General features: G+C 66.9%; 19 protein-coding genes. 15 read left to right on the top strand and 4 right to left on the bottom strand.

Features of this window, described 5'->3' with window-relative positions; genetic code table 11:
- Positions 1-76: 76 nt before the first annotated feature.
- Positions 77-2,455, bottom strand: coding sequence for a phosphoenolpyruvate synthase (gene ppsA / locus AASM09_RS09035; protein WP_049429666.1), 2,379 nt, complete (start codon positions 2,453-2,455; stop codon positions 77-79).
- A gap of 144 nt (positions 2,456-2,599) precedes the next feature.
- Between ppsA and ppsR the strand changes: the two genes are divergently transcribed.
- The 5 genes from ppsR (at position 2,600) to AASM09_RS09060 (ending at position 6,900) form a co-directional block, all read left to right on the top strand.
- Positions 2,600-3,421: a posphoenolpyruvate synthetase regulatory kinase/phosphorylase PpsR gene (gene ppsR / locus AASM09_RS09040; protein WP_006452040.1), complete on the top strand. Its 822-nt coding sequence runs from the start codon at positions 2,600-2,602 to the stop codon at positions 3,419-3,421.
- A 179-nt stretch (positions 3,422-3,600) separates the two neighbouring features.
- Entirely contained in the window at positions 3,601-4,110 is a 510-nt protein-coding gene (locus AASM09_RS09045; protein ID WP_049429665.1) for a DUF1249 domain-containing protein, read from the top strand.
- Positions 4,111-4,152: 42 nt separating this feature from the next.
- Positions 4,153-4,641 carry an NUDIX hydrolase gene (locus tag AASM09_RS09050; protein ID WP_049429664.1) on the top strand — a complete coding sequence of 163 codons (489 nt, stop codon included), beginning with the start codon at positions 4,153-4,155 and terminating at the stop codon, positions 4,639-4,641.
- A 143-nt stretch (positions 4,642-4,784) separates the two neighbouring features.
- Entirely contained in the window at positions 4,785-5,402 is a 618-nt protein-coding gene (locus AASM09_RS09055; protein ID WP_049429663.1) for a DUF2239 family protein, read from the top strand.
- Between the two features lie 133 nt (positions 5,403-5,535).
- On the top strand, positions 5,536-6,900 hold the full coding sequence (locus AASM09_RS09060; protein ID WP_100443813.1) for an MATE family efflux transporter: 1,365 nt from the start codon (positions 5,536-5,538) through the stop codon (positions 6,898-6,900).
- Between the two features lie 82 nt (positions 6,901-6,982).
- Here AASM09_RS09060 and AASM09_RS09065 read toward each other — a convergent pair whose 3' ends face one another.
- Positions 6,983-7,627 carry a class I SAM-dependent methyltransferase gene (locus AASM09_RS09065; RefSeq protein WP_049429662.1) on the bottom strand — a complete coding sequence of 215 codons (645 nt, stop codon included), beginning with the start codon at positions 7,625-7,627 and terminating at the stop codon, positions 6,983-6,985.
- Between the two features lie 350 nt (positions 7,628-7,977).
- Here AASM09_RS09065 and AASM09_RS09070 point away from each other — a divergent pair, with 350 nt between their 5' ends.
- The 10 genes from AASM09_RS09070 to AASM09_RS09115 all read left to right on the top strand — a co-directional run bounded on the left by AASM09_RS09070 (position 7,978) and on the right by AASM09_RS09115 (position 18,189).
- A complete protein-coding gene (locus tag AASM09_RS09070) occupies positions 7,978-8,592 on the top strand; it encodes a CDP-alcohol phosphatidyltransferase family protein (protein WP_049429661.1) in 615 nt (204 codons plus the stop codon).
- 22 nt (positions 8,593-8,614) lie between these two features.
- Positions 8,615-9,709 (top strand): class III poly(R)-hydroxyalkanoic acid synthase subunit PhaE, encoded by a 1,095-nt coding sequence (phaE, locus tag AASM09_RS09075; protein ID WP_049429660.1) that lies wholly within the window; start codon positions 8,615-8,617, stop codon positions 9,707-9,709.
- Positions 9,706-10,773 carry a class III poly(R)-hydroxyalkanoic acid synthase subunit PhaC gene (locus AASM09_RS09080; protein ID WP_049429659.1) on the top strand — a complete coding sequence of 356 codons (1,068 nt, stop codon included), beginning with the start codon at positions 9,706-9,708 and terminating at the stop codon, positions 10,771-10,773. Before phaE ends, AASM09_RS09080 begins: the two co-directional genes overlap by 4 nt.
- Positions 10,774-10,806: 33 nt before the next feature.
- Positions 10,807-11,175, top strand: a complete 369-nt coding sequence (locus AASM09_RS09085) for a YfeK family protein (protein ID WP_049429756.1) — start codon at positions 10,807-10,809, stop codon at positions 11,173-11,175.
- A gap of 67 nt (positions 11,176-11,242) precedes the next feature.
- A complete protein-coding gene (locus AASM09_RS09090; protein ID WP_014037612.1) occupies positions 11,243-11,446 on the top strand; it encodes a PspC domain-containing protein in 204 nt (67 codons plus the stop codon).
- On the top strand, positions 11,443-11,895 hold the full coding sequence (locus AASM09_RS09095) for a hypothetical protein (protein WP_049429658.1): 453 nt from the start codon (positions 11,443-11,445) through the stop codon (positions 11,893-11,895). The genes AASM09_RS09090 and AASM09_RS09095 overlap by 4 nt, the downstream gene beginning before the upstream one ends.
- A 720-nt stretch (positions 11,896-12,615) precedes the next feature.
- The gene (locus tag AASM09_RS09100) at positions 12,616-12,831 is read left to right on the top strand and encodes a hypothetical protein (protein WP_005410085.1); all 216 of its coding nucleotides are present in this window, start codon (positions 12,616-12,618) and stop codon (positions 12,829-12,831) included.
- A gap of 207 nt (positions 12,832-13,038) precedes the next feature.
- A complete protein-coding gene (locus tag AASM09_RS09105) occupies positions 13,039-15,426 on the top strand; it encodes a Tex family protein (protein WP_049427237.1) in 2,388 nt (795 codons plus the stop codon).
- Between the two features lie 208 nt (positions 15,427-15,634).
- A complete protein-coding gene (locus AASM09_RS09110) occupies positions 15,635-17,824 on the top strand; it encodes a PAS domain S-box protein (protein WP_049427236.1) in 2,190 nt (729 codons plus the stop codon).
- Between the two features lie 80 nt (positions 17,825-17,904).
- Entirely contained in the window at positions 17,905-18,189 is a 285-nt protein-coding gene (locus AASM09_RS09115; protein ID WP_238380338.1) for a hypothetical protein, read from the top strand.
- On the opposite strand, the gene AASM09_RS09120 is transcribed toward AASM09_RS09115, so the two are convergent.
- Together AASM09_RS09120 and AASM09_RS09125 are read right to left on the bottom strand one after the other, a co-directional pair.
- Positions 18,131-18,421, bottom strand: coding sequence for a putative quinol monooxygenase (locus AASM09_RS09120; protein ID WP_005410081.1), 291 nt, complete (start codon positions 18,419-18,421; stop codon positions 18,131-18,133). The genes AASM09_RS09115 and AASM09_RS09120 overlap by 59 nt on opposite strands.
- A gap of 61 nt (positions 18,422-18,482) precedes the next feature.
- On the bottom strand, positions 18,483-19,583 hold the full coding sequence (locus AASM09_RS09125) for a DUF5694 domain-containing protein (RefSeq protein ID WP_049427234.1): 1,101 nt from the start codon (positions 19,581-19,583) through the stop codon (positions 18,483-18,485).
- Positions 19,584-19,653: the final 70 nt, after the last annotated feature.

The raw sequence follows: 19,653 nt of genomic DNA on the forward strand, positions 1-19,653 counted from the left end.
AGAGGCGGGGCTTGCGTGCAGCAGCAGTATGGGCTGACGCCGATGAACACGACGTCAGCCTGCGGCCATCAGTGCATCAGCCGTTGGCCTTCAGCTTGGCCAGGCGCAGCCAGGTGTCGACCACGGTGTCCGGGTTCAGCGACACCGATTCGATGCCTTCCTGCATCAGCCATTCGGCCAGATCCGGGTGATCGGACGGGCCCTGGCCGCAGATGCCGACGTACTTGCCCTTGGCGCGCGCAGCCTTGATGGCCATCGACAGCAGCTTCTTGACCGCCGGGTTACGTTCGTCGAACAGGTGCGCCACGATCGACGAATCGCGGTCCAGGCCCAGGGTCAGCTGGGTCAGATCGTTGGAGCCGATCGAGAAGCCATCGAAGATCTCCAGGAATTCATCGGCGAGCAGTGCGTTGGACGGCACTTCGCACATCATGATGATCTTCAGGCCGTTCTCGCCCTGCTTCAGGCCGTTCTGTTCCAGCACCTCGATGACCTTGCGGCCTTCTTCCAGGGTGCGCACGAACGGAATCATGACCCACAGGTTGTCCAGGCCCATTTCGTTGCGCACGCGCAGCACGGCCTTGCACTCCAGCGCGAAGGCGGCCGAGAAGCTCGGGTCGACGTAACGGCTGGCGCCGCGGAAGCCGATCATCGGGTTTTCTTCGTGCGGCTCGTAGTTGCTGCCGCCGATCAGGTTGGCGTACTCGTTGGACTTGAAGTCCGACAGGCGCACGATCACGGCGTTCGGTGCAACCGAGGCGGTGAGGGTGGCGATGCCTTCGGCCAGGCGGTCCACGTAGAAGCTGACCGGATCACCGTAACCGGCGATCTTCTCGTCGATCTTCTTCTTGGTCGCGGCGTCCTGGCGGTCGTATTCCAGCAGCGCATTCGGATGGATGCCGATATGGCTGGCGATGATCATTTCCAGGCGGGCCAGGCCGATGCCGGCGTTCGGCAGCTGGCCGAAGTCGAAGGCACGTTCCGGGTTGGCCACGTTCATCATGATCTTCAGCGGTGCCGGCGGCATGTTGCCCAGATCGGTGGTGGTGCGCTCGAAGCCGAGCTTGCCTTCGTAGATGAAGCCGGTATCGCCTTCAGCGCAGCTGACCGTGACCAGCTGGCCATCTTCGATGACCTTGGTGGCGTTGCCTGAACCAACCACCGCCGGCACGCCCAGCTCGCGCGCGATGATCGCGGCGTGGCAGGTACGGCCACCGCGGTTGGTGACGATGGCTGAAGCGCGCTTCATCACCGGTTCCCAGTCCGGGTCGGTCATGTCGGCGATCAGCACGTCGCCCGGCTGCACGCGGTTCATGTCGTCCAGCGTCTTCACCACGCGGGCCACGCCCGAACCGATCTTGGCGCCCACGGCACGGCCTTCGGCCAGCACGTTGCCGCCCTTTTCGGTCAGCGCGAAGCGCTCGATCTGGGTGGCGTGGCTGCGCGACTTCACCGTTTCCGGGCGTGCCTGCACGATGAACAGCTTGCCGCTGACACCGTCCTTGGCCCACTCGATGTCCATCGGGCGGCCGTAGTGCTTTTCGATGACCAGCGCCTGCTTGGACAGCTCCTGCACGTCCTCGTCGCTGATCGAGAAGGTGTTGCGCAGTTCGACCGGGGTATCCTCGATCTTCACGCGCTCACCGGGGACATCCGAATACACCATGCGGATCGCCTTGCTGCCGAGCGAGCGGCGCAGGATCGCCGGCTTGCCGGCCTGCAGGGTGGGCTTGTAGACGTAGTACTCGTCCGGGTTCACCGCACCCTGCACGACCATTTCGCCAAGGCCGAACGAGGAGGTGACGAACACCACGTCGCGGAAGCCGGACTCGGTGTCCAGGGTGAACAGCACGCCGGAGGAACCGACGCCCGAACGCACCATCAGCTGCACGCCGGCGGACAGGAACACGTCCTCGTGCTTGAAGCCGTGGTGCACGCGGTAAGCGATGGCGCGGTCGTTGTACAGCGAGGCAAACACTTCCTTGACCTTGTGCACGACGTCGTCGGCACCGGTGACGTTGAGGAAGGTTTCCTGCTGGCCGGCGAAGGAGGCATCGGGCAGATCCTCGGCGGTGGCCGACGAACGCACGGCAACGGCTACGTCGCCACCGCCGTTGTCGGCGCTCAGCTTGGCGTAGGCGGTGCGGATGTCCTGGTCCAGCTGCGGCTGCAGCGGGGCATCGATCACCCAGGTGCGGATTTCCTTGCCGGCCGCGGTCAGCGCGTTGACGTCCTCGACGTCCAGCGTGGCCAGCTTGTCGAAGATGCGCTTGGACAGATCGTTGTGCGCGATGAAGTCCTTGAAGGCTTCAGCGGTGGTGGCATAACCGCCCGGCACCGAAACGCCCAGACCGGCCAGGTTGCCGATCATCTCGCCCAGCGACGAATTCTTGCCGCCTACGCGGGCCAGATCGGCCAGACGCAGTTCGTGCAACCACAGGATGTTCTCGTTCAAGCGCGATGCTCCGTTTGGCCATCGCCCGAGGCGGGCTGAGTGGCCGCGTCCGTAGGAAGAAGCCGATATGATGCCGGGCAGAGCACCGTCGGCACAAGCTTGTGCTGGCGGCCTTTTTAAGCTTTGTAGGGGGTAAAAGCGCGCATGTCGACCATCCGTCCGGTGTTCTACGTTTCCGATGGAACCGGTATCACCGCTGAAACCATTGGGCATAGCCTGTTGACCCAGTTCTCCGGGTTCAGCTTCATTACCGACCGGATGTCGTTTGTCGACGACCCCGAAAAAGCGCGTGAAGCCTGTGCCCGGATCCAGGCGGCGGGGGAGCGGTACCAGGTCCGGCCGATCGTGGTGAACTCCTGCGTGGACCAGAGCCTGAGCCTGATCCTGGCCGACAGCGGGGCACTGATGCTGGATGTGTTTGCGCCGTTCATCGAGCCGCTGGAGCGTGAACTGGCCAGTCCGCGCCTGGCCCGGGTCGGCCAGGCCCACGGCATGGTCGACTTCGATACCTACCACCGCCGCATCAACGCGATGAACTTCGCCCTGACCCACGATGACGGCATCGCGGTGAACTACGACGACGCCGACGTGATCCTGGTGGCGGTGTCGCGTGCCGGCAAGACGCCCACCTGCATCTACCTGGCCCTGCATTACGGGGTGCGCGCGGCCAACTACCCGCTGACCGACGAGGATCTGGAAAGCGACCGCCTGCCGCCGCGACTGCGCAACTACCGGCGCAAGCTGTTCGGCCTGACCATCGACCCGGACCGCCTGCAGCAGATCCGCCAGGAGCGCCGCCCGAACTCGCGCTACGCCAACCTGGACACCTGCAAGCGCGAGGTGGCCGCGGCCGAGGTGATGTTCCAGATGGAGCGGATCCCGACCCTGAGCACCACCCACACCTCGATCGAGGAGATCTCCAGCAAGGTGCTGGCCACGCTGGGGCTGCAGCGCGAGCTGTATTGAGGCGCGCGCCCAGTGGATGCTGGGCCCTGTCGAGCCGAGCCCACGCTCGGCTGCCCTTCGGCCAGAACCCGGTGGCCCAGCCGAGCATGGGCTCGGCGCTACAGCGGTGACAGCGACCGGCGGGTTGGCTGTGCCTCGAACCGCCCCCACGTTGAAGCACCAACGTGTAGGATCGACCCATGGCCCGAGCCTTGCCCCGTACCGAACGCATTCCCCGCCTGAGCCGGCTGAGCTGGCTCATGGGCCTGTACGCGGAAAACTACCGCCATCTGGTGCGCCTGTTCGAACCGGCCGGACTGGCGGCGGGCAGCTACATTTCCTCGATCGGCGACGGCCTGGACGTGCGCCTGGACGTGATCGAGTGCCACCGCTACACGGTGGAGCTGCGCCTGACCTACGATCTGGCCGACCCGGTCACCGGCGAACCGGATCCGTCGGCCTATGTGCGCCTGTACCGTGACGCGCGCCAGGCCGAGACCACCCATTGCTACGTCGGCCGCCGCTGGCAGGACACCATGGGCCTTTACCCGCCGCCAGCGGAGCTGATCAGCCACCGCATGCGGATGAACACCTTCCTTGGCAAGTGGCTGGAATACCTGGCCGAGCGCGGCCACGGCGTGGCCACCCTGCGCCGTGATCCCGATGGCGCGGATACGCCTGCCGAACGCCGCCTGTCGCTGGTGCGCTGATCGGCCATAATCCACGGCTGACCTGCTGCTGGATGCTGCCCCATGCCGTATACCCCGATCGTCGCCACCCTGGGCTACGTGCTGTCGCCTGATCGTCGCCAGGTGCTGATGATCCATCGCAACACCCGTCCTGGTGACCATCACCTGGGCAAGTACAACGGCCTGGGCGGCAAGATCGAGGCGGACGAGGACGTGGCCGCCAGCATGCGCCGCGAGATCCAGGAAGAGGCCGGCATCGACTGCACTGGCATGCGCCTGCGCGGCACCCTCAGCTGGCCGGGCTTCGGCAAGCACGGCGAGGACTGGCTGGGCTTCGTGTTCGTCATCGATACCTTCGAAGGTACCCCGCACGGCGGCAACGACGAAGGCACGCTGGAATGGGTCGACCTGGAAAAGCTGGACACGCTTCCGATGTGGGAGGGCGACCGCAACTTCCTGCCGCTGGTGTTCGACGCCGACCCGCGCCCGTTCCACGGAGTGATGCCGTACAAGGACGGGCGCATGGTCAGCTGGTCCTACAGCCGCCTGTGAACCAGGGAATCGGATCGGTGCCAACCATTCCGGTGGGTGCCAACCTTGGTGGGCACGCTCTCCCGGTTTATTAATACCCGGGTGATATTGACGGGCGCAAATTGCCCGGGCAATATTTGTGCATCACCCCTGTTGCCATTGCCATGCCCACGTCCCGACTGCCCCCCTTCAGCTGCTTCGACGGCCATCGCCTGGTCGTTTCCGGTACCCCGGAAGTGGCCGCGCTGGCCCTCAAGCAGCTGCGCGCCGGCAACGCGGCCGGACCATTGCTGGTGTTCGACAACGCCACCGGCCGCACCCGTGATTTCGATACGCGCGGTAGTGACGCAGAGCTGCTGGCGCGAGTGGCCGATGCGCTCCCGTCGGCCGTGGAAGCGGATGCCGAAACCGCTCTCGCAGGCGAACCTGCCGCCCCACGTGGTCGTGGACGCCCGAAGCTGGGCGTGGTCGCACGCGAAGTGACGCTGCTACCGCGCCATTGGGCGTGGTTGGCCGAACAACCAGGTGGCGCCTCCGTGGTCCTGCGCAGGCTGGTGGAAGCGGCCAGCCGTGCGGGTGCCGACAAGGACCGGCAGCGCCGCGATGCCGAGCGTGCCTATCACTTCCTGCAGGCCATTGCCGGTGATCTTCCCGGCTTCGAGGAGGCCATCCGCCTCCTGTTCGCGCATGACCGCGTGGGCCTGGAAGCGGCGTTGCACCGCTGGCCCGGGGACGTGCGCGATCACGCCCTGCAGCTGGCCTTCGATACCCCACCTGTTTAAGTACTGACGACCGACCCAGGGCGCCGTGGTTGAACGGCGGCGCCGCTTGATCGCGGGCGATTGCCCGCTTCCCTCGTGCTTGCTTTGCTGGCGGAAACGCCGGGCAGGGCAGCGCCTTGCCCAGAGAAACCCCATGAGCCCTTCTGCACACGCGACACCTCCGATTGCGCCGCCGCTGTCGCGCACCTACCTGGCCCTGCTGCTGCCCATGCTGTTGACCAATGCACTGCAGCTGGCCGCCGGCACGCTGGACAACGTCTACCTCGGCCATCTGCTCGGAACGCAGGCGGTGGCTGCGGCCGCTGCGTTCTTCCCGGTGTTCTTCCTGCTGATGGCCCTGGTGATGGGTCTGGCAACAGGCGCAATGGTGCTGATCGGCCAGGCTTGGGGCGCCGGCCAACTGCAGCGGGCACGCGCGGTGGCCGGCAGCGCGGTGGCGCTTGCCCTGCTGTTGTCACTGCTGGTGATGGGCGTGGGCGGCGTGTTCGCGCCGCAGATGCTGGCGGCACTGGGGACGCCGGCGCCGGTCCTCGGCGAGGCCATCGTCTATGCGCGGGTGCTGCTGCTGAGTGCGCCGGCGTTCTTCCTGTTGTGGCTGGCGACGGCCGTGAGCCGCGCGGTGGGTGACGCAAAGACGCCGCTGCACGCGCTGTTGCTGGCGACCGCGCTCGGCCTGCTGTGCACGCCACTGCTGATCCTCGGCTGGGGCGGCCTGCCGCAGCTGGGCGCGGCCAGTGCCGCGGTGTCGGCCGCATCTGCCTCGCTGCTGGCGCTGGTCTGGTTGCTGTGGCGCTGGCATCGCCTGGGGCATCCGCTGGCGCCAGGGCGTGAACTGCTGTGGGCCATCCGTTTCGATGGCGCGATCATTCGTTCGATGCTGCGCATCGGCGTGCCGTCCTCGCTGCAGATGCTCAGCCTGGCCATTGCCGAGATCGTGTTGCTCGGCTGGATCAACCGCTATGGCTATACCGCCACGGCGGCCTATGGTGCGGTCAACCAGTTGATGAGCTGGGTGCAGTTGCCGGCCATGTCGCTGGGCATCACCGCCACCATCCTCGCCGCGCATGCGATGGGGGCAGGGCGTGCGGCACGATTGCCCGCCATTGCCCGCACCGGCGTGATGCTGGGCCTGGCGATGCTGACGGTCGTGGTGCTGCTGGTGATGGCGCTGGCGCCGTGGCTGACCGGCCTGATCCTGGCGGCACCGGAGGTGCGTGAACTGGCCACGCTGCAGCTGCGCACGGTGGCGTGGGGCGTGCTGGCGATGGGCGTCACCACGGTGCTGGTCGGCGTGATGCGCGGCAGCGGGACTGTGCTGATGCCGGCGTTGCTGGGCGTGACAGCGGTGCTGCTGCTGGAGCTGCCGTTGGCGATGTGGCTGCAGGCGCGGCACGGGCTGGCCGGCCTGTGGTGGGCGTGGCCGCTGGGACTGGTGGCGATGCTGCTGTTGCAGGCGCTCTGTTTCGCGCGATGGCGGCGACGGACGCAAGGTGGGTAGTGCCGGCCGCTCGATCGGATCGCACCCGGCGATAATCAGCGCCGATTCGGGTCGGGTAGCGCCGGACCATGCCCGGCGGCAATCAGCGCCGATGCGCCAGCAGCAGGTGGAAATGCTTCTCCCGCGTCTGCCCGTCATTGCCGGCGGCGGTTTCGCGATGGCTGCGCCAGGCCGAGACGTTGAATCCCGATACGCGCAGGGCCAGCTCCACTGCGTCCAGCTCATGCAGCTGGAAATCGGCGGCGAACGGCAGGCTGCGCATGAAGGCCGAATCGCCGAACGCCAGGCATAGCCGGCCTCCCCGGCGCAGTACGCGCGCCAGTTCGTCCAGCACCGGGGCCAGGTTGGGCCAGAAGTACAGGGTGTTGACCGCCAGTGCGGCATCCACGGATGCCTCGTCCACCGGCAGCGCATGGGCATCGCCCAGCCGCATCGCCGCCCGGTCGCCCAGGCCGGCACTGGCCAGCCGCTGGTTGCCGGCCTCGACCATGGCGGCGGACAGTTCAACGCCCAGATATTGGCTGCCCGGCGCCTGCATCAGCTGTGGCGCGAAGGCCGCATTGCCGGGGCCGATCTCCAGGATGTGCTCGCCGGCCGCCACCGACAGCAGCCCGATCGCGGCCAGGTTCAGGGCGCTGTTGCTGCGGTTCATCGAGTCGGCCACCGCCAGCGCGGCGTCGCCATGTGGCTGCCGCAGCTGCGCGGCCAGGGTGGAAGCATCCAGCATCGTCGTCGTCCATCGAAGAGATTCGGACGTGGCGGCGGCGGGTCCGCCGGTGACGATAGCGCTGACCTTGCGGCTTGGGAAGTAGGGAAACCCCGCTGCGGGGTGATGAGGAAATGTCCAGCGTCGCAGTCGGTGAGAGCTGGTTGTCCACAGGGGGTGTGGATTACGCGTGGGCAACTTTGTGGATAAGCCGCGACAGGCGCCACCCCCCTAGGCTGTCAAGATGGGTGGCGAAAAATTCACCGCTGGTGAGGGCGGGTGAGGGCATGGTGAAGAATGGGCCTGGCAGGCGCTGTCACCCATGGCGGTGCTCGCGGTAACCTGTGGGCCTTGATGCTCCGTGAGACTCCATGAAACGTCACTTCTCGATGCTGCGCGAATTCCAGCTGGCCGACTGGTTCACCCTGGCCAATGCTTTCTGCGGCACCGGTGCGGTGTTCGCCGCGATGCGTTTCCTGCAGGACGGCGAGCGCGGCTACCTGCTGTTCGGCATGGCGCTGATCCCGCTGGCCTTCATCTTCGACGCCCTCGATGGGCGCATCGCGCGCTGGCGCAAATCCAGCTCCACCCTGGGCCGCGAGCTGGACTCGCTGTCCGACGTGATCTCATTCGGCGTGGCCCCGGCGGCGCTGGCCTATGCATGCGGCATGCAGGGCGGCTGGGACTGGCTGGTGCTGAGCTACTTCGTCTGCTGCGGCGTCAGCCGCCTGGCGCGCTACAACGTCACCGCCGAGGCGCTGGCCGGCGACGAGGGCAAGGTCAAGTATTTCGAGGGCACGCCGATCCCGACCAGCCTGGTGCTGGTGATCGTGCTGGCCATCGCTGCCGGTACCGATGCCATCGGCCAGGACCTCTGGTTCGGCCAGTGGCAGATCGGCCCTTGGCAGCTGCACCCGATGGTGCTGCTGTTCGCCCTGTCCGGGTCGCTGATGATCAGCAAGACCCTGCGCATTCCCAAGCCATGAGCCAGCCCTGCGGAGGCCTGCGATGACCAGCTCGGCCCACGACGCCGGCAGCAGCGATTTCGAAGCCCTGGCCCGGCAGTACTTCGGTGCCTGGGGCGATGCCCTGCGCCATGCGACCACGCCCGGTGCACCGGCCGGTGATGACCCCGGCAGCTGGCAACGGCTGTTCGACTGGTGGGGCCAGCTGCTGCCCGAACAGGGGCAGGGTGCGCCGGAAGATGCCGTGCGCCGTTTCCGCGAACAGGCGGGTAGCTGGTACGGCACGATGCAGGAAGTGGCGGCACGTTTTGCTGGCCGCGACGCCAGCAGCGCCGATGTGGCCCAGGCCTGGCGCGAGGCGGTGCAGGGGCAGGGCGACGGCATGCTGCAGTGGATGCTGCAGGGCGCTCGGGGCAGCACCCACGCCGGCGCCGCCGTACCCGAGTTCGCCGCGTGGCTGCAGCAGTTCCAGCTGCAGGCCGGCCCGTGGCTGCAGAGCCCGGCATTCGGTCCCGGCCGCGAACACCAGGCGCGCTGGCAGGCCCTGCTGCGTGCGCAGGAGGAATACCAGCAGCATTCGCGTGCCTACGTCGAGCAGATCAAGCAGGCGCTGGACGAGGCCTTCGCGTTGTTCGAGCAGCGCCTGGCCCAGCACGAGCAGCCCGGCAGCCAGCTGACCAGTGCCCGCGCGATGTTCGACCTGTGGATTGAAGTGGCCGAGGAGGCCTACGCCAAGGTCGCCATGTCCGAGCCGTTCCAGCAGGTGTATGCCTCGCTGGGCAACGCACAGATGCGACTGCGCGCCGGCCTGCAGCGCGAGGTGGAACAGATGAGTGAGCGTATCGGCTTGCCGACCCGCAGCGAGATGGACGCTGCGCATCGCCGCATTGCCCAACTGGAGCGCAGCCTGCGCCGCCTGCAGGCGCAGGTGGCGGTGCTGGCGGGCACTGCCGCGGTGGATCCGGTGTCGCAGCCGGCACCGGCAAAGGTGAAGCCCGTGGCACGCAAAGCTGCGAAGAAGGTCGCACCGGCGAAGAAGCCGGCCGCGAAGAAGGCGCCGGCGAAGAAAGCATCGGCGAAGAAAGCATCGGCGAAGAAGGCTGCCGCACGCACCACCGCACGGGCGCGTGACCGATGAAAGGACCGCTGGGCTTCAATGCCGATGACCTGATGCAGGAGACCCTGGCCATGCAGCGCAAGCTGATGGAAGGGCTGAAGCTGCTGCCGCAGGTGGAAGACGTGGACTATGGCGTGACCGCCCGCGAGGAAGTCTGGCGCGACGGCAAGGTGGTGCTGTACCGCTTCGTCGGCGAACAGGCCCCGACCCGCCGCACGCCACTGCTGATTGTCTATGCGCTGGTCAACCGGCCCTACATGGTCGACCTGCAGGCCGACCGCTCGCTGGTACAGAAGCTGCTGGCGCTGGGCCAGGACGTCTATGTGCTGGACTGGGGCTACCCGGACCGCTCCGAGCGCTTCCAGACCCTGGAGGACTACCTGCTGCGCTACATCGATGGCGCGGTGGATGCGCTGCGCGCGCGCAGCGGTGGCCCGGTGGACCTGCTCGGCATCTGCCAGGGCGGCGTGTTCGCGCTGTGCTATGCGGCACTGCGCCGGCAGAAGCTGGGCAAGCTGATCACCATGGTCACCCCGGTTGACTTCCAGACCGCCGACAACATGCTCTCGCACTGGGCACGGCAGGTGGATGTGGATCTGCTGGTCGACACGCTGGGCAACATCCCGGCCGATCTGATGAATGCCAGCTACCTGATGCTCAAGCCGTTCCGGCTGAACGTGCAGAAGTACGTCGGTCTGCTCGACATCCTGGATGACAAGGCCGCGCTGGAGGATTTCCTGCGCATGGAGAAATGGATCTTCGATTCGCCGGATCTGGCGGGCGAGGCGTTCCGTGACTTCATCAAGCAGTTCTACCAGGGCAACGGGCTGGTGAACGGCACGGTGCGGATCGGCGAGGAAGCGGTGGATCTGTCGCAGGTGACCCTGCCGGTGCTGAACATCTATGCCGAGCAGGATCATCTGGTGCCGCCGGATGCATCGCGCGCGATGCGTGGGCGCCTGGGCACCGACGACTACACCGAGTCCAGTTTCCGTGGCGGGCATATCGGCATTTACGTGTCCGGCCGCGCGCAGCGCGAAGTGCCGGCGACGATTGATGACTGGTTGAAGGCGCGTGACCTGTAGAGTCGAGCCATGCTCGACTGACCTGGGGGGATGATGACGTACCGGATTCTTTTGATTTTTGCGGCACTGCTGGCAGTGCCGCTTGCCCACGCCGCACCCAGTGCGGATGCACAGCGCGAGATCGCCCAGCTGATCTCCAGCCTTGATGGCTCGCAATGCAGGTTCCAGCGCAACGGCAGCTGGTATGACGGCAGTGACGCGCGTGCGCACCTGCAGCGCAAGTACGACTATCTGCTGAAAAAAAACCAGATCGACAGTGCCAAGCAGTTCATCGAGCGAGCCGCCAGCCAGAGCAGCATGAGCGGCAAGCCGTACCGTATCCAGTGCCCGGGACAGCCTGAACAGAGTGCAGCTGCCTGGTTCGGCGCACGCCTGCAGGCGCTGCGCCATCGCACGCCGTAGATATGGGGGCGGTGTAGAGTCGAGCCATGCTCGACTGGCTCTGCCCGCAAGCTGAGGAGACACCGCCATGAACACCACGCCCAAGACGCTGTCGCGTTCATTGAACGACCGCATGATTGCCGGCGTGATGGGCGGCATCGCCCACCGCTTCGGCTGGAACCCCACGCTGGTGCGGATCGTGTTCGTGCTGGTCTCGATCGGTTCGGCGGCCTTCCCCGGCATCCTGGTCTACCTGATCCTGTGGCTGCTGATGCCGAACGAGGCCGATTGAAGACTGCCCCGGAGCCCTGGCCGATCTGGCTGCGCGCGCTGCAGGTGCTGGGCGCGGTGTGGACGTCACCCAATTCCCTGATCGGCGTGATCGGCGGCCTGGCCGGCATGCTCGGCGGCGCGACATTGCGCTGGAGCGGCCGTGACTGTGCGCTGGTGTTCGACCGCTGGCCATGGGGGCCGGGTGGGGCGATCACGCTGGGCAATGTGATCCTGCACACCGGCCAGGACCTGGGCATTTCGTGCCGGACCTATGCGCATCAGGCGGGGTGGGGCGTGGAGCCGCTGATCCGGCTGGACGACCACGAACGCGCGCACGTCTACCAGTACATGGTGCTGGGGCCGCTGTACCTGCCGGTGTACCTGCTGTGTGGCGGGGTGAGTGCGCGGAATCCATTCGAGCGCGCGGCCGATTATTTCGCCCGGTACGGGCGTGGCTGGTGGCCGTAGTTTCCAGCCAACGGCGCAGCCCCTCGTGACGTGGTCGCGGAATGCGTTTCATGCGATTGGGCCGGGCAGGATGGGTTCGCGGGACACGCCGTAAACCCATCCATGGGGGCTCGATGGCGCCATCCATGGCGCCAACGGTCCCGCGAACCCACCCCGCCCGGCCCCTGACAGTTTCCGTGCGCGTCCAGCCACGGAGAAGAAAAAGAACAGCAGAAGCGGGTCGCGCGCTGCGCTTGCTCGTGTAGAGCCGAACCTGCGCTCGGCTCCACAAAAAGCGGCCAGCCCGGCTGCTTTTGCTTTTGATCTTCTTTTTTCTTCTCCGTGGGTGGCGGCAGGCACCAGGAGCGTGTCAGCGGCCGGGAGGGTGGGTAGGGCGGGGTGTCCGCGGCATGGATGCCGCGGCCAAGCCCCCAGGGACGGGTTCACGGCGTCCCCGGCCTACCCACCTTACCGGCCAGCCCCCAGGAAACCGGCTTTCCGCGACCAACCAAACCACCCACGAGGGGCTGCGCCGTTGGCTAGAATCCCCGCGATTCGTTAGCCGGAGGTTAAAGATCCGTAAGCATTCTGCTGCGATCCCGCCGTCATCTCCATGCAACCGATCGTCATTAGACTTCGTGACGTTCCAGTCAGGTTCGACGCGGTAAGCTCTCCCTCGATGAGCTCGCAGCATCGCTCATCGAGTGCAGTACGCAGTAGCAATTTGGAGGAAGACATCACATGGCAATCGTTCTTTATGTCGGTGGTAGCAAGGATGGCGAGAAGGGCGTGGTGCCCTACGGCTTCAGCAAATCCCGCGCCGACACCGCGCTGGGGCCGGAGTTCTACACGGAGCGGTTCATGGAACTGCAGGGTGTCGGCAAGGTCCGCCTGATGGCCCTGGAAGGCATGCGTGACGAGATCGTCATGCAGCGCGCCGCCCGCCACTACCGCTGACCTCCGCAACACGCGGCAGGGCGCGCCCACCATCGCGCGCCCGCGCCGGCATCCCAGCCCCGGGCCAGTCCGAGCCCGCTCTCCGCCAGGATGCCGGCGTCCAATCCGGCCTCGCCGCTGAACCTTGCCCCCTGTCAATGCCTTGTCCGGCTGCGTCGTCGATTGCCAGAATGGGGTCTTCCCGTAACGCGGCACAGACCTGAAGCAATGCACGACGCCAAGAACGCACAGAGCGCGCTCGCCCAGCAGATCGCCCAGACCATCGCCGACGAGATCGGTGCCCAGTCCGCCCAGGTACGTGCCGCCGTCGGCCTGCTCGACGAAGGCGCCAGCGTTCCGTTCATCGCGCGATACCGCAAGGAAGTGACCGGGGGCCTGGATGACACCCAGCTGCGCAACCTGGAAGTGCGCCTGACCTACCTGCGCGAGCTGGAAGACCGTCGCGCTGCGGTGCTGGCCAGCATCGGCGAGCAGGGCAAGCTGAGCGACGAGCTGCGCAACGACATCCTGGCGGCCGATACCAAGAGCCGGCTGGAAGACCTCTACCTGCCGTACAAGCCCAAGCGCCGCACCCGGGCGCAGATCGCCCGCGAGGCGGGGCTGGAACCGCTGGCCGATGGCCTGCTGGCCGACCCGACGCAGGACCCGCAGGTCTTCGCTGCCGGATTCGTCGACGCCGGCAAGGGCGTGTCCGACACCAAGGCCGCGCTGGAAGGCGCGCGCGCGATCCTGATGGAGCGCTGGGGCGAAGACGCCGCGCTGGTCGGCGAGCTGCGCACCTGGTTGGGCGACACCGGCGTGATCCGTGCCCGTGTGGCCGAGGGCAAGGAAACCGAGGGTGCCAAGTACCGGGATTATTTCGAGCACGCCGAATCGCTGGCGAAGATCCCCTCGCACCGGCTGCTGGCGCTGTTCCGTGCGCGCCGCGAGGAGATCCTGTTCCTGGAGCTGGACCCGGGCAGCGATGCCGAGGCGGGTCACCTGTACGCCGAAGGACGCGTGGCGTGCAAGGCCGGCATCTCCGACCAGGGCCGTGCCGCCGACCGCTGGCTGCTGGATGCGTGCCGCCTGACCTGGCGCGCCAAGCTGCACACCCATCTGCTGCTGGACCTGTTCAACCAGGCCCGCGAGAAGGCTGAGGCTGAGGCCATTGCGGTGTTCGGCGACAACCTGAAGGACCTGCTGCTGGCGGCACCCGCCGGCCCGAAGACCGTGCTCGGGCTGGACCCGGGCATCCGCACCGGCTGCAAGATCGCCGTGGTCGATGCCACCGGCAAGCTGGTCGCCACCGACACCATCTACCCGCACGAGCCGCGTCGCCAGTGGGAGCAGTCGCTGCAGACGATCAAGCAGCTGTGCGCCAAGCACAACGTGGAACTGATCGCGATCGGCAACGGCACCGCCAGCCGCGAAACCGACAAGCTGGCTGGTGAAGCGATCAAGGCCGCTGCCAACCCGAAGCTGCAGAAGGTAGTGGTCAGCGAGGCCGGCGCGTCGGTGTACTCGGCCTCCGAGTTCGCGGCCAAGGAGTTCCCGGAGCTGGACGTGTCGCTGCGTGGTGCGGTATCGATCGCACGTCGCCTGCAGGATCCGCTGGCCGAGCTGGTCAAGATCGAGCCCAAGGCGATCGGCGTGGGCCAGTACCAGCATGATGTGGACCAGTACCGCCTGGCGCGGGCGCTGGACGCACGCGTGGAGGACTGCGTGAACGCAGTCGGGGTGTACGTGAACACCGCCTCGGCCGCGCTTCTGTCTCGTGTGTCCGGCCTGTCGGCCACGGTTGCCGAGAACATCGTGCGGCATCGTGACGACAACGGCCCGTTCAAGCGCCGCAAGGACCTGCTGAAGGTCGCGCGCCTGGGCGAGAAGACCTTCGAACAGTGCGCCGGCTTCCTGCGCATCGCTGACGGTGACCAGCCGCTGGATGCCTCGGCGGTGCACCCGGAAGCCTATCCGGTGGTCGAGCGCATCGTCGCCAGCACCGCGCGCCCGATCAAGGCGCTGATCGGCGATGCTAGCTTCCTGCGCGGACTGAAGGCCGAGCAGTTCACCGATGACACCTTCGGTGTGCCGACCGTGCGCGACATCCTGAAGGAACTGGAGAAGCCGGGCCGCGACCCGCGTCCGGAGTTCAAGGCCGCGCGCTTCGCCGAAGGCGTGGAGGACATCAAGGACCTGCGCGAAGGCATGGTGCTGGAAGGCGTGGTGAGCAACGTGGCGGCATTCGGTGCCTTCGTCGATATCGGCGTGCACCAGGACGGCCTGATCCACATTTCGGCGCTGTCCGATACGTTCGTGAAGGACCCGCGCGACGTGGTCAAGGCTGGCGACATCGTCAAGGTGAAGGTGCTGGAAGTGGATGTGCCGCGCAAGCGCATCGCGCTGACCCGGCGCCTGGACGACACCCCGGGGCAGGCCACCAGCCGCCCTGGCCAGCGCGAGGAGCGCGGGCAGGGCCAGGGGCCGCGCCGTGACGCAGGCGGGCAGAACCGCGGGCCGAACCGGGGCCAGGGCAACAGCGGGCGGCCCGCGCAGTCGGCGCCGCCGGCCAACAACGCCTTGGCCGAGGCCTTCGCCCGGGCCAAGCGCAGCTGAGGTCCGTGCCCCCCGTCACGGTTGATCCGCGACGGGGGACTTGTCGGTTTTCCCCGTGATTGCGCACACTTGCGCTGGAGGGGAGGCGTTCGGCCCCCCCGCTGTCGCTGGGGAGGGCCATGACGCCAGCACGACCCGCCGTCTTCGTTGCACGCTGCAGCGCATTGCTGCGGCCAACGCCTGCCTGCGCGGGCCGGGGGCAGCGTTGATGGCGGGCCAGGGCACCAACGGCAACGGGTTGCTGGAGCGTCGCCTGCAGGAGCTGGCCGAAGAGCGTCGGCGGCTGGCGATGATCATCGATGGCACCGCTGCGGGCACCTGGGAATGGAACGTGCAGACCGGCGAGATGCGGGTCAACGCGCGCTGGGCCGAGATTGTCGGTTACCGCCTGGAAGAGCTGGAGCCGATCTGCCAGAAGACCTTCCTGAAGCTTGTCCATCCCGATGACATAGCGCTGTCCGACGCGGCACTGGACGAGCATTTCGAGGGACGCACCGACAACTACGCGTGCCTGCTGCGGATGCGCCACAAGAACGGCCAGTGGATATGGATCCAGGACCGTGGCCGCGTCTTCGAATGGGACGGGCAGGGCCGGCCGCTGTGGATGGCCGGCGCGCATGCCGACGTGACCGAACTGCAGCAGGCCCGCCATGATGCGGCCGAGACCCGTCAACGCCTGCAGGCTGTGGTCGATGCCTCCGATGAGGTGGCGGTGATCGCCACCGATACCGATGGCACCATCACCCTGTTCAATACCGGCGCGCAACGCCTGCTGGGCTACAGCGCGGCCGAGGTGGTTGGCCAGCGCCGGCTGGATGCCTTCCACGATCCGCAGGAATTGAACGCCTGGCTGCGACCGCTGGCCGATGCCGCTGGCCATCTGCCAGGCGTGTTCGAGGCACTCAGTGCGCGTGCCGATGGCCAGACCTATTCGCGGCAATGGACGCTGCTGCGCAAGGACGGCCAGCCACGCCAGGTACGCCTGTCGATCAGCCGCATGGACGGTGCCGACGGTGCACGCATCGGCTATGTCGGCATGGCCATCGACATCACCGAGATACTGCAGGCGCGAGCCGAGGCACGCTTGTCCGCGGAGAAGTTCGCTGGTGCGTTCACCTCGGCTGCGCTGGGCATGGCGCTGGTGTCGCTGGAAGGGCGATGGCTGGACGTCAACGATGCGCTGTGCCGGATCCTCGGCTATCCGCGGGAAGAGCTGCTGCAGGTGGATTTCCAGCGCCTGACCCATCCCGATGACCTGCAGACCGACCTGTCGCTGGTGCAGGACCTGCTGGCTGGGCGGCGCAGCCACTATCACCTGGAGAAACGCTATCTTGATCGCGACGGCAAGGTGATCTGGGCCCGGTTGTCGGTATCGCTGGTGCGCAACGAGCATGGCGAGCCGTTGCATTTCGTGTCGCAGATCCAGGACATCACCGCCCAGCGCAGCAGCGAGCAGCGGCTGTTCGAAAGCGAACAGCGCAGCCGCATCACCCTGGATGCCGTGGCCGACCTGGTGCTGAGCGTCAGCCTCGATGGCCGTATCGACTACGCCAACGCCGCCGCGGTACGCACGCTGGCCGGCGATGGCGCGTTGTCGCTGGCCGGGCACAAGGTGCAGGATGTGCTGGCGTTGACCACCGAGTATGCGCCGGGTTCGGTGCTGGACGTGTCGGTACTGCTGGATCCGGAAAGCAACGCGGTGGACCTGCATGCCGACCTGCTGCTGCGCCTGGGTACCGCCACGGTGCCGGTGGACCTCACCCGCGCCTGGTTGCGCGATGACGAGGGCCACGTTCGCGGCGCGGTCTGGGTGCTGCGCGACGATACCCAGCAGCGTGCCCGCCAGCGCGAGGCACGTCATCTGGCAGAGATCGACCCGCTGACCGAACTGAGCAACCGCCGTGGCTTCGAGGTGCACCTGCAGCAGGCGATCACCCGCGTTGAACGTACCGGCCAGGCTGCGTCGCTGATGTACATCGATCTGGACAGGTTCAAGCCGATCAACGATACCTGGGGCCATCTGGCTGGTGATGCGGTGCTCTGGGCGGTGGCCAGCGTTCTGCGTCACGGGGTGCGCGATTCGGATGTGGTGGCGCGGCTGGGCGGCGACGAGTTCGCGGTGATCCTGTCCGGCTGCACGCCGCGTCGTGCCGCCCGCATTGGCGGTGAGCTGCTGCACACTCTGGCGTCGCTGTCGATTCCGTGGGACCAGAACCGGTTGCGGGTAGGGGCCAGCATCGGCATCGCGCCGCTGGCCGGCGGGATGAGCGTGGACCAGGCGGTGGCCGCGGCCGATGCCCAGTGTTACCGGGCCAAGGCGATGGGCCGCAACAACGTGCAGGTGCAGGGCGAGGCCAGCGAGCTGCCGGGCGACGATACCGACGCGGCCGAGGGTTGATCTCATCCAGTGAGAAGGCGGGCGCGAATACTCCGCCCACTTCCTCTCGCACAGGTGATCCCATGAATGTCTGGAACCCGATGACGGTGCGCACCTTCGCCCCGGCCATGGTCGGTTGGTGCCTGACCCTGGCCGCCTGGCTGCGGCTGGAGGAGGTGCGTGAAGATCGTCTGGCCCAGGCAATGTTGCCGGTGCTGCAGGGAAGCGTGCTGGCGCTGCTGGCCCTGACCCTGGCGTGCACGATGGTGGCCAGCCTGGTGCTGTGGCGGCACAGTCGGCGGGATCACGGTTGCGTTGATGCCGGCACTACAGAGGCGCAGCATCCATCAGCAGGAACCGGCATGGCGCGCGCTGGAAGGCATTGATCTGCGGCACCAACCGCTGGAAATGCTCGCTGGCGCAGTGGATGTCCAGGGCGGCGCGGTCGGGCCATTGCTCGATGAAGACGAAATGCCCGGGATCCTTCTGGTCCACGAACAGTTCATAGCCAAGGCAGAGCGGCTCGCGCTGCGTGCACGCGACCAGTTCCCGGTACAGCGGAAGCACGGTGTCCACGGCGTCGGGATGGATGAAGTCTTCGGCGATGACCTTGAGCATGCGGGCACCTGTGGATGTGGCCCTGCAGGATAGTGCCGGCAGGTGGCCGGCACCCATCCTGTCAACGCAATACTGCGTCCGCACTGACCAGCTGCACATCGTGCATCTGGTTGAGGTAGGCCTCGTAGTAGCCCTTGTGCGAGGCACCGACAATGGTGAGCATGCGGGTGCCCGGGTGTTGGCCGAGCACGTCGCGCATGTTGGCGACCATGCGCAGGTTGCGGGTTTCCCAGTAGCCGAGGTAATTGCGCCCGAAGGCCTCGGGTGACGGCTCGACCAGGGCCGCGCCGAAGTCGCTGTGGTAGGCGGTCATCGCCGTTTCCGGTGCGTTGTAGTTGCGATAGAGCGCGAGCATTCCATCGGGTTTGGCCAGATTGGCGTGCAGCGGTTCGTCGGCGGCGAACCGCGCCGTGGTTGCCGGGTTGTCCCAGGCCGCCTGCAGGGCCGCGCCATAGGCCTTCTCCTTGTCCTTTGCAGTGGGCGCGTCGGCAGTGTGGTCATCGACCGACCACAGCCGTTCCAGGCCCAGGCGTGCAGCGAGGACGCCGGCGATCATGCCGGCCTCGTCGCGCCTGGCAATGCGCTTGTCAAGGAACTGCACCAGCTCCGGCGTCAGGCTGTCGGCGGCGCGACGTTCGTCGATGGGCAGGCGCAGCCATTGCACCACCGCCGAACCGTTCTCGCCTGCGGCCAGGAACACGGCCGCAAGGCGGCGGCGCTGGGCCGGCGTCGGGGCTTTCGGCCATTGCGCGAGGAGGCGCTCCATCTCGGCATTGGCACTGGGAACGTCCAGCCCGGTCGCGGCCTGGGCCGGTGCCGGGTCGATGCAGTAGGTCTCGACACTGTCAGCGTAGCGGGTGGGGTTGCGGCGCATGAAGTCGCACTGCAGGCCGGACAGGTTCTCCACGGCGATGGCATTGGGCTGCCATGCCTGCAGGCGCTCGAGCAGAGGCTCCAGCAACGGCTGCAGAATGTCCGGTGTGAAGGCCTTCGGCAGGCCGGACAGATGCGGGCTGCCCAGCACCAGCACCTCGTTGGGGCGGCCTGCGGGCGGCCCCTTCAGCTGGTCGGGATGAAAGGCCGGCCGATAGGTGGCATCGGCGGCAAGCGCGCCGGTGCTGCACAGGCCGAGGATGAGGACGCTGGCCAAGCGAACGAACATACGATCTCCTTGTAAACGAACGTCCTGCGGATCGCTGCATGCTCGCCATTTTCGCCCGGCAGGGAACCTC

This window comes from Stenotrophomonas maltophilia (assembly GCF_039555535.1).
GTDB lineage: Bacteria > Pseudomonadota > Gammaproteobacteria > Xanthomonadales > Xanthomonadaceae > Stenotrophomonas > Stenotrophomonas maltophilia_Q.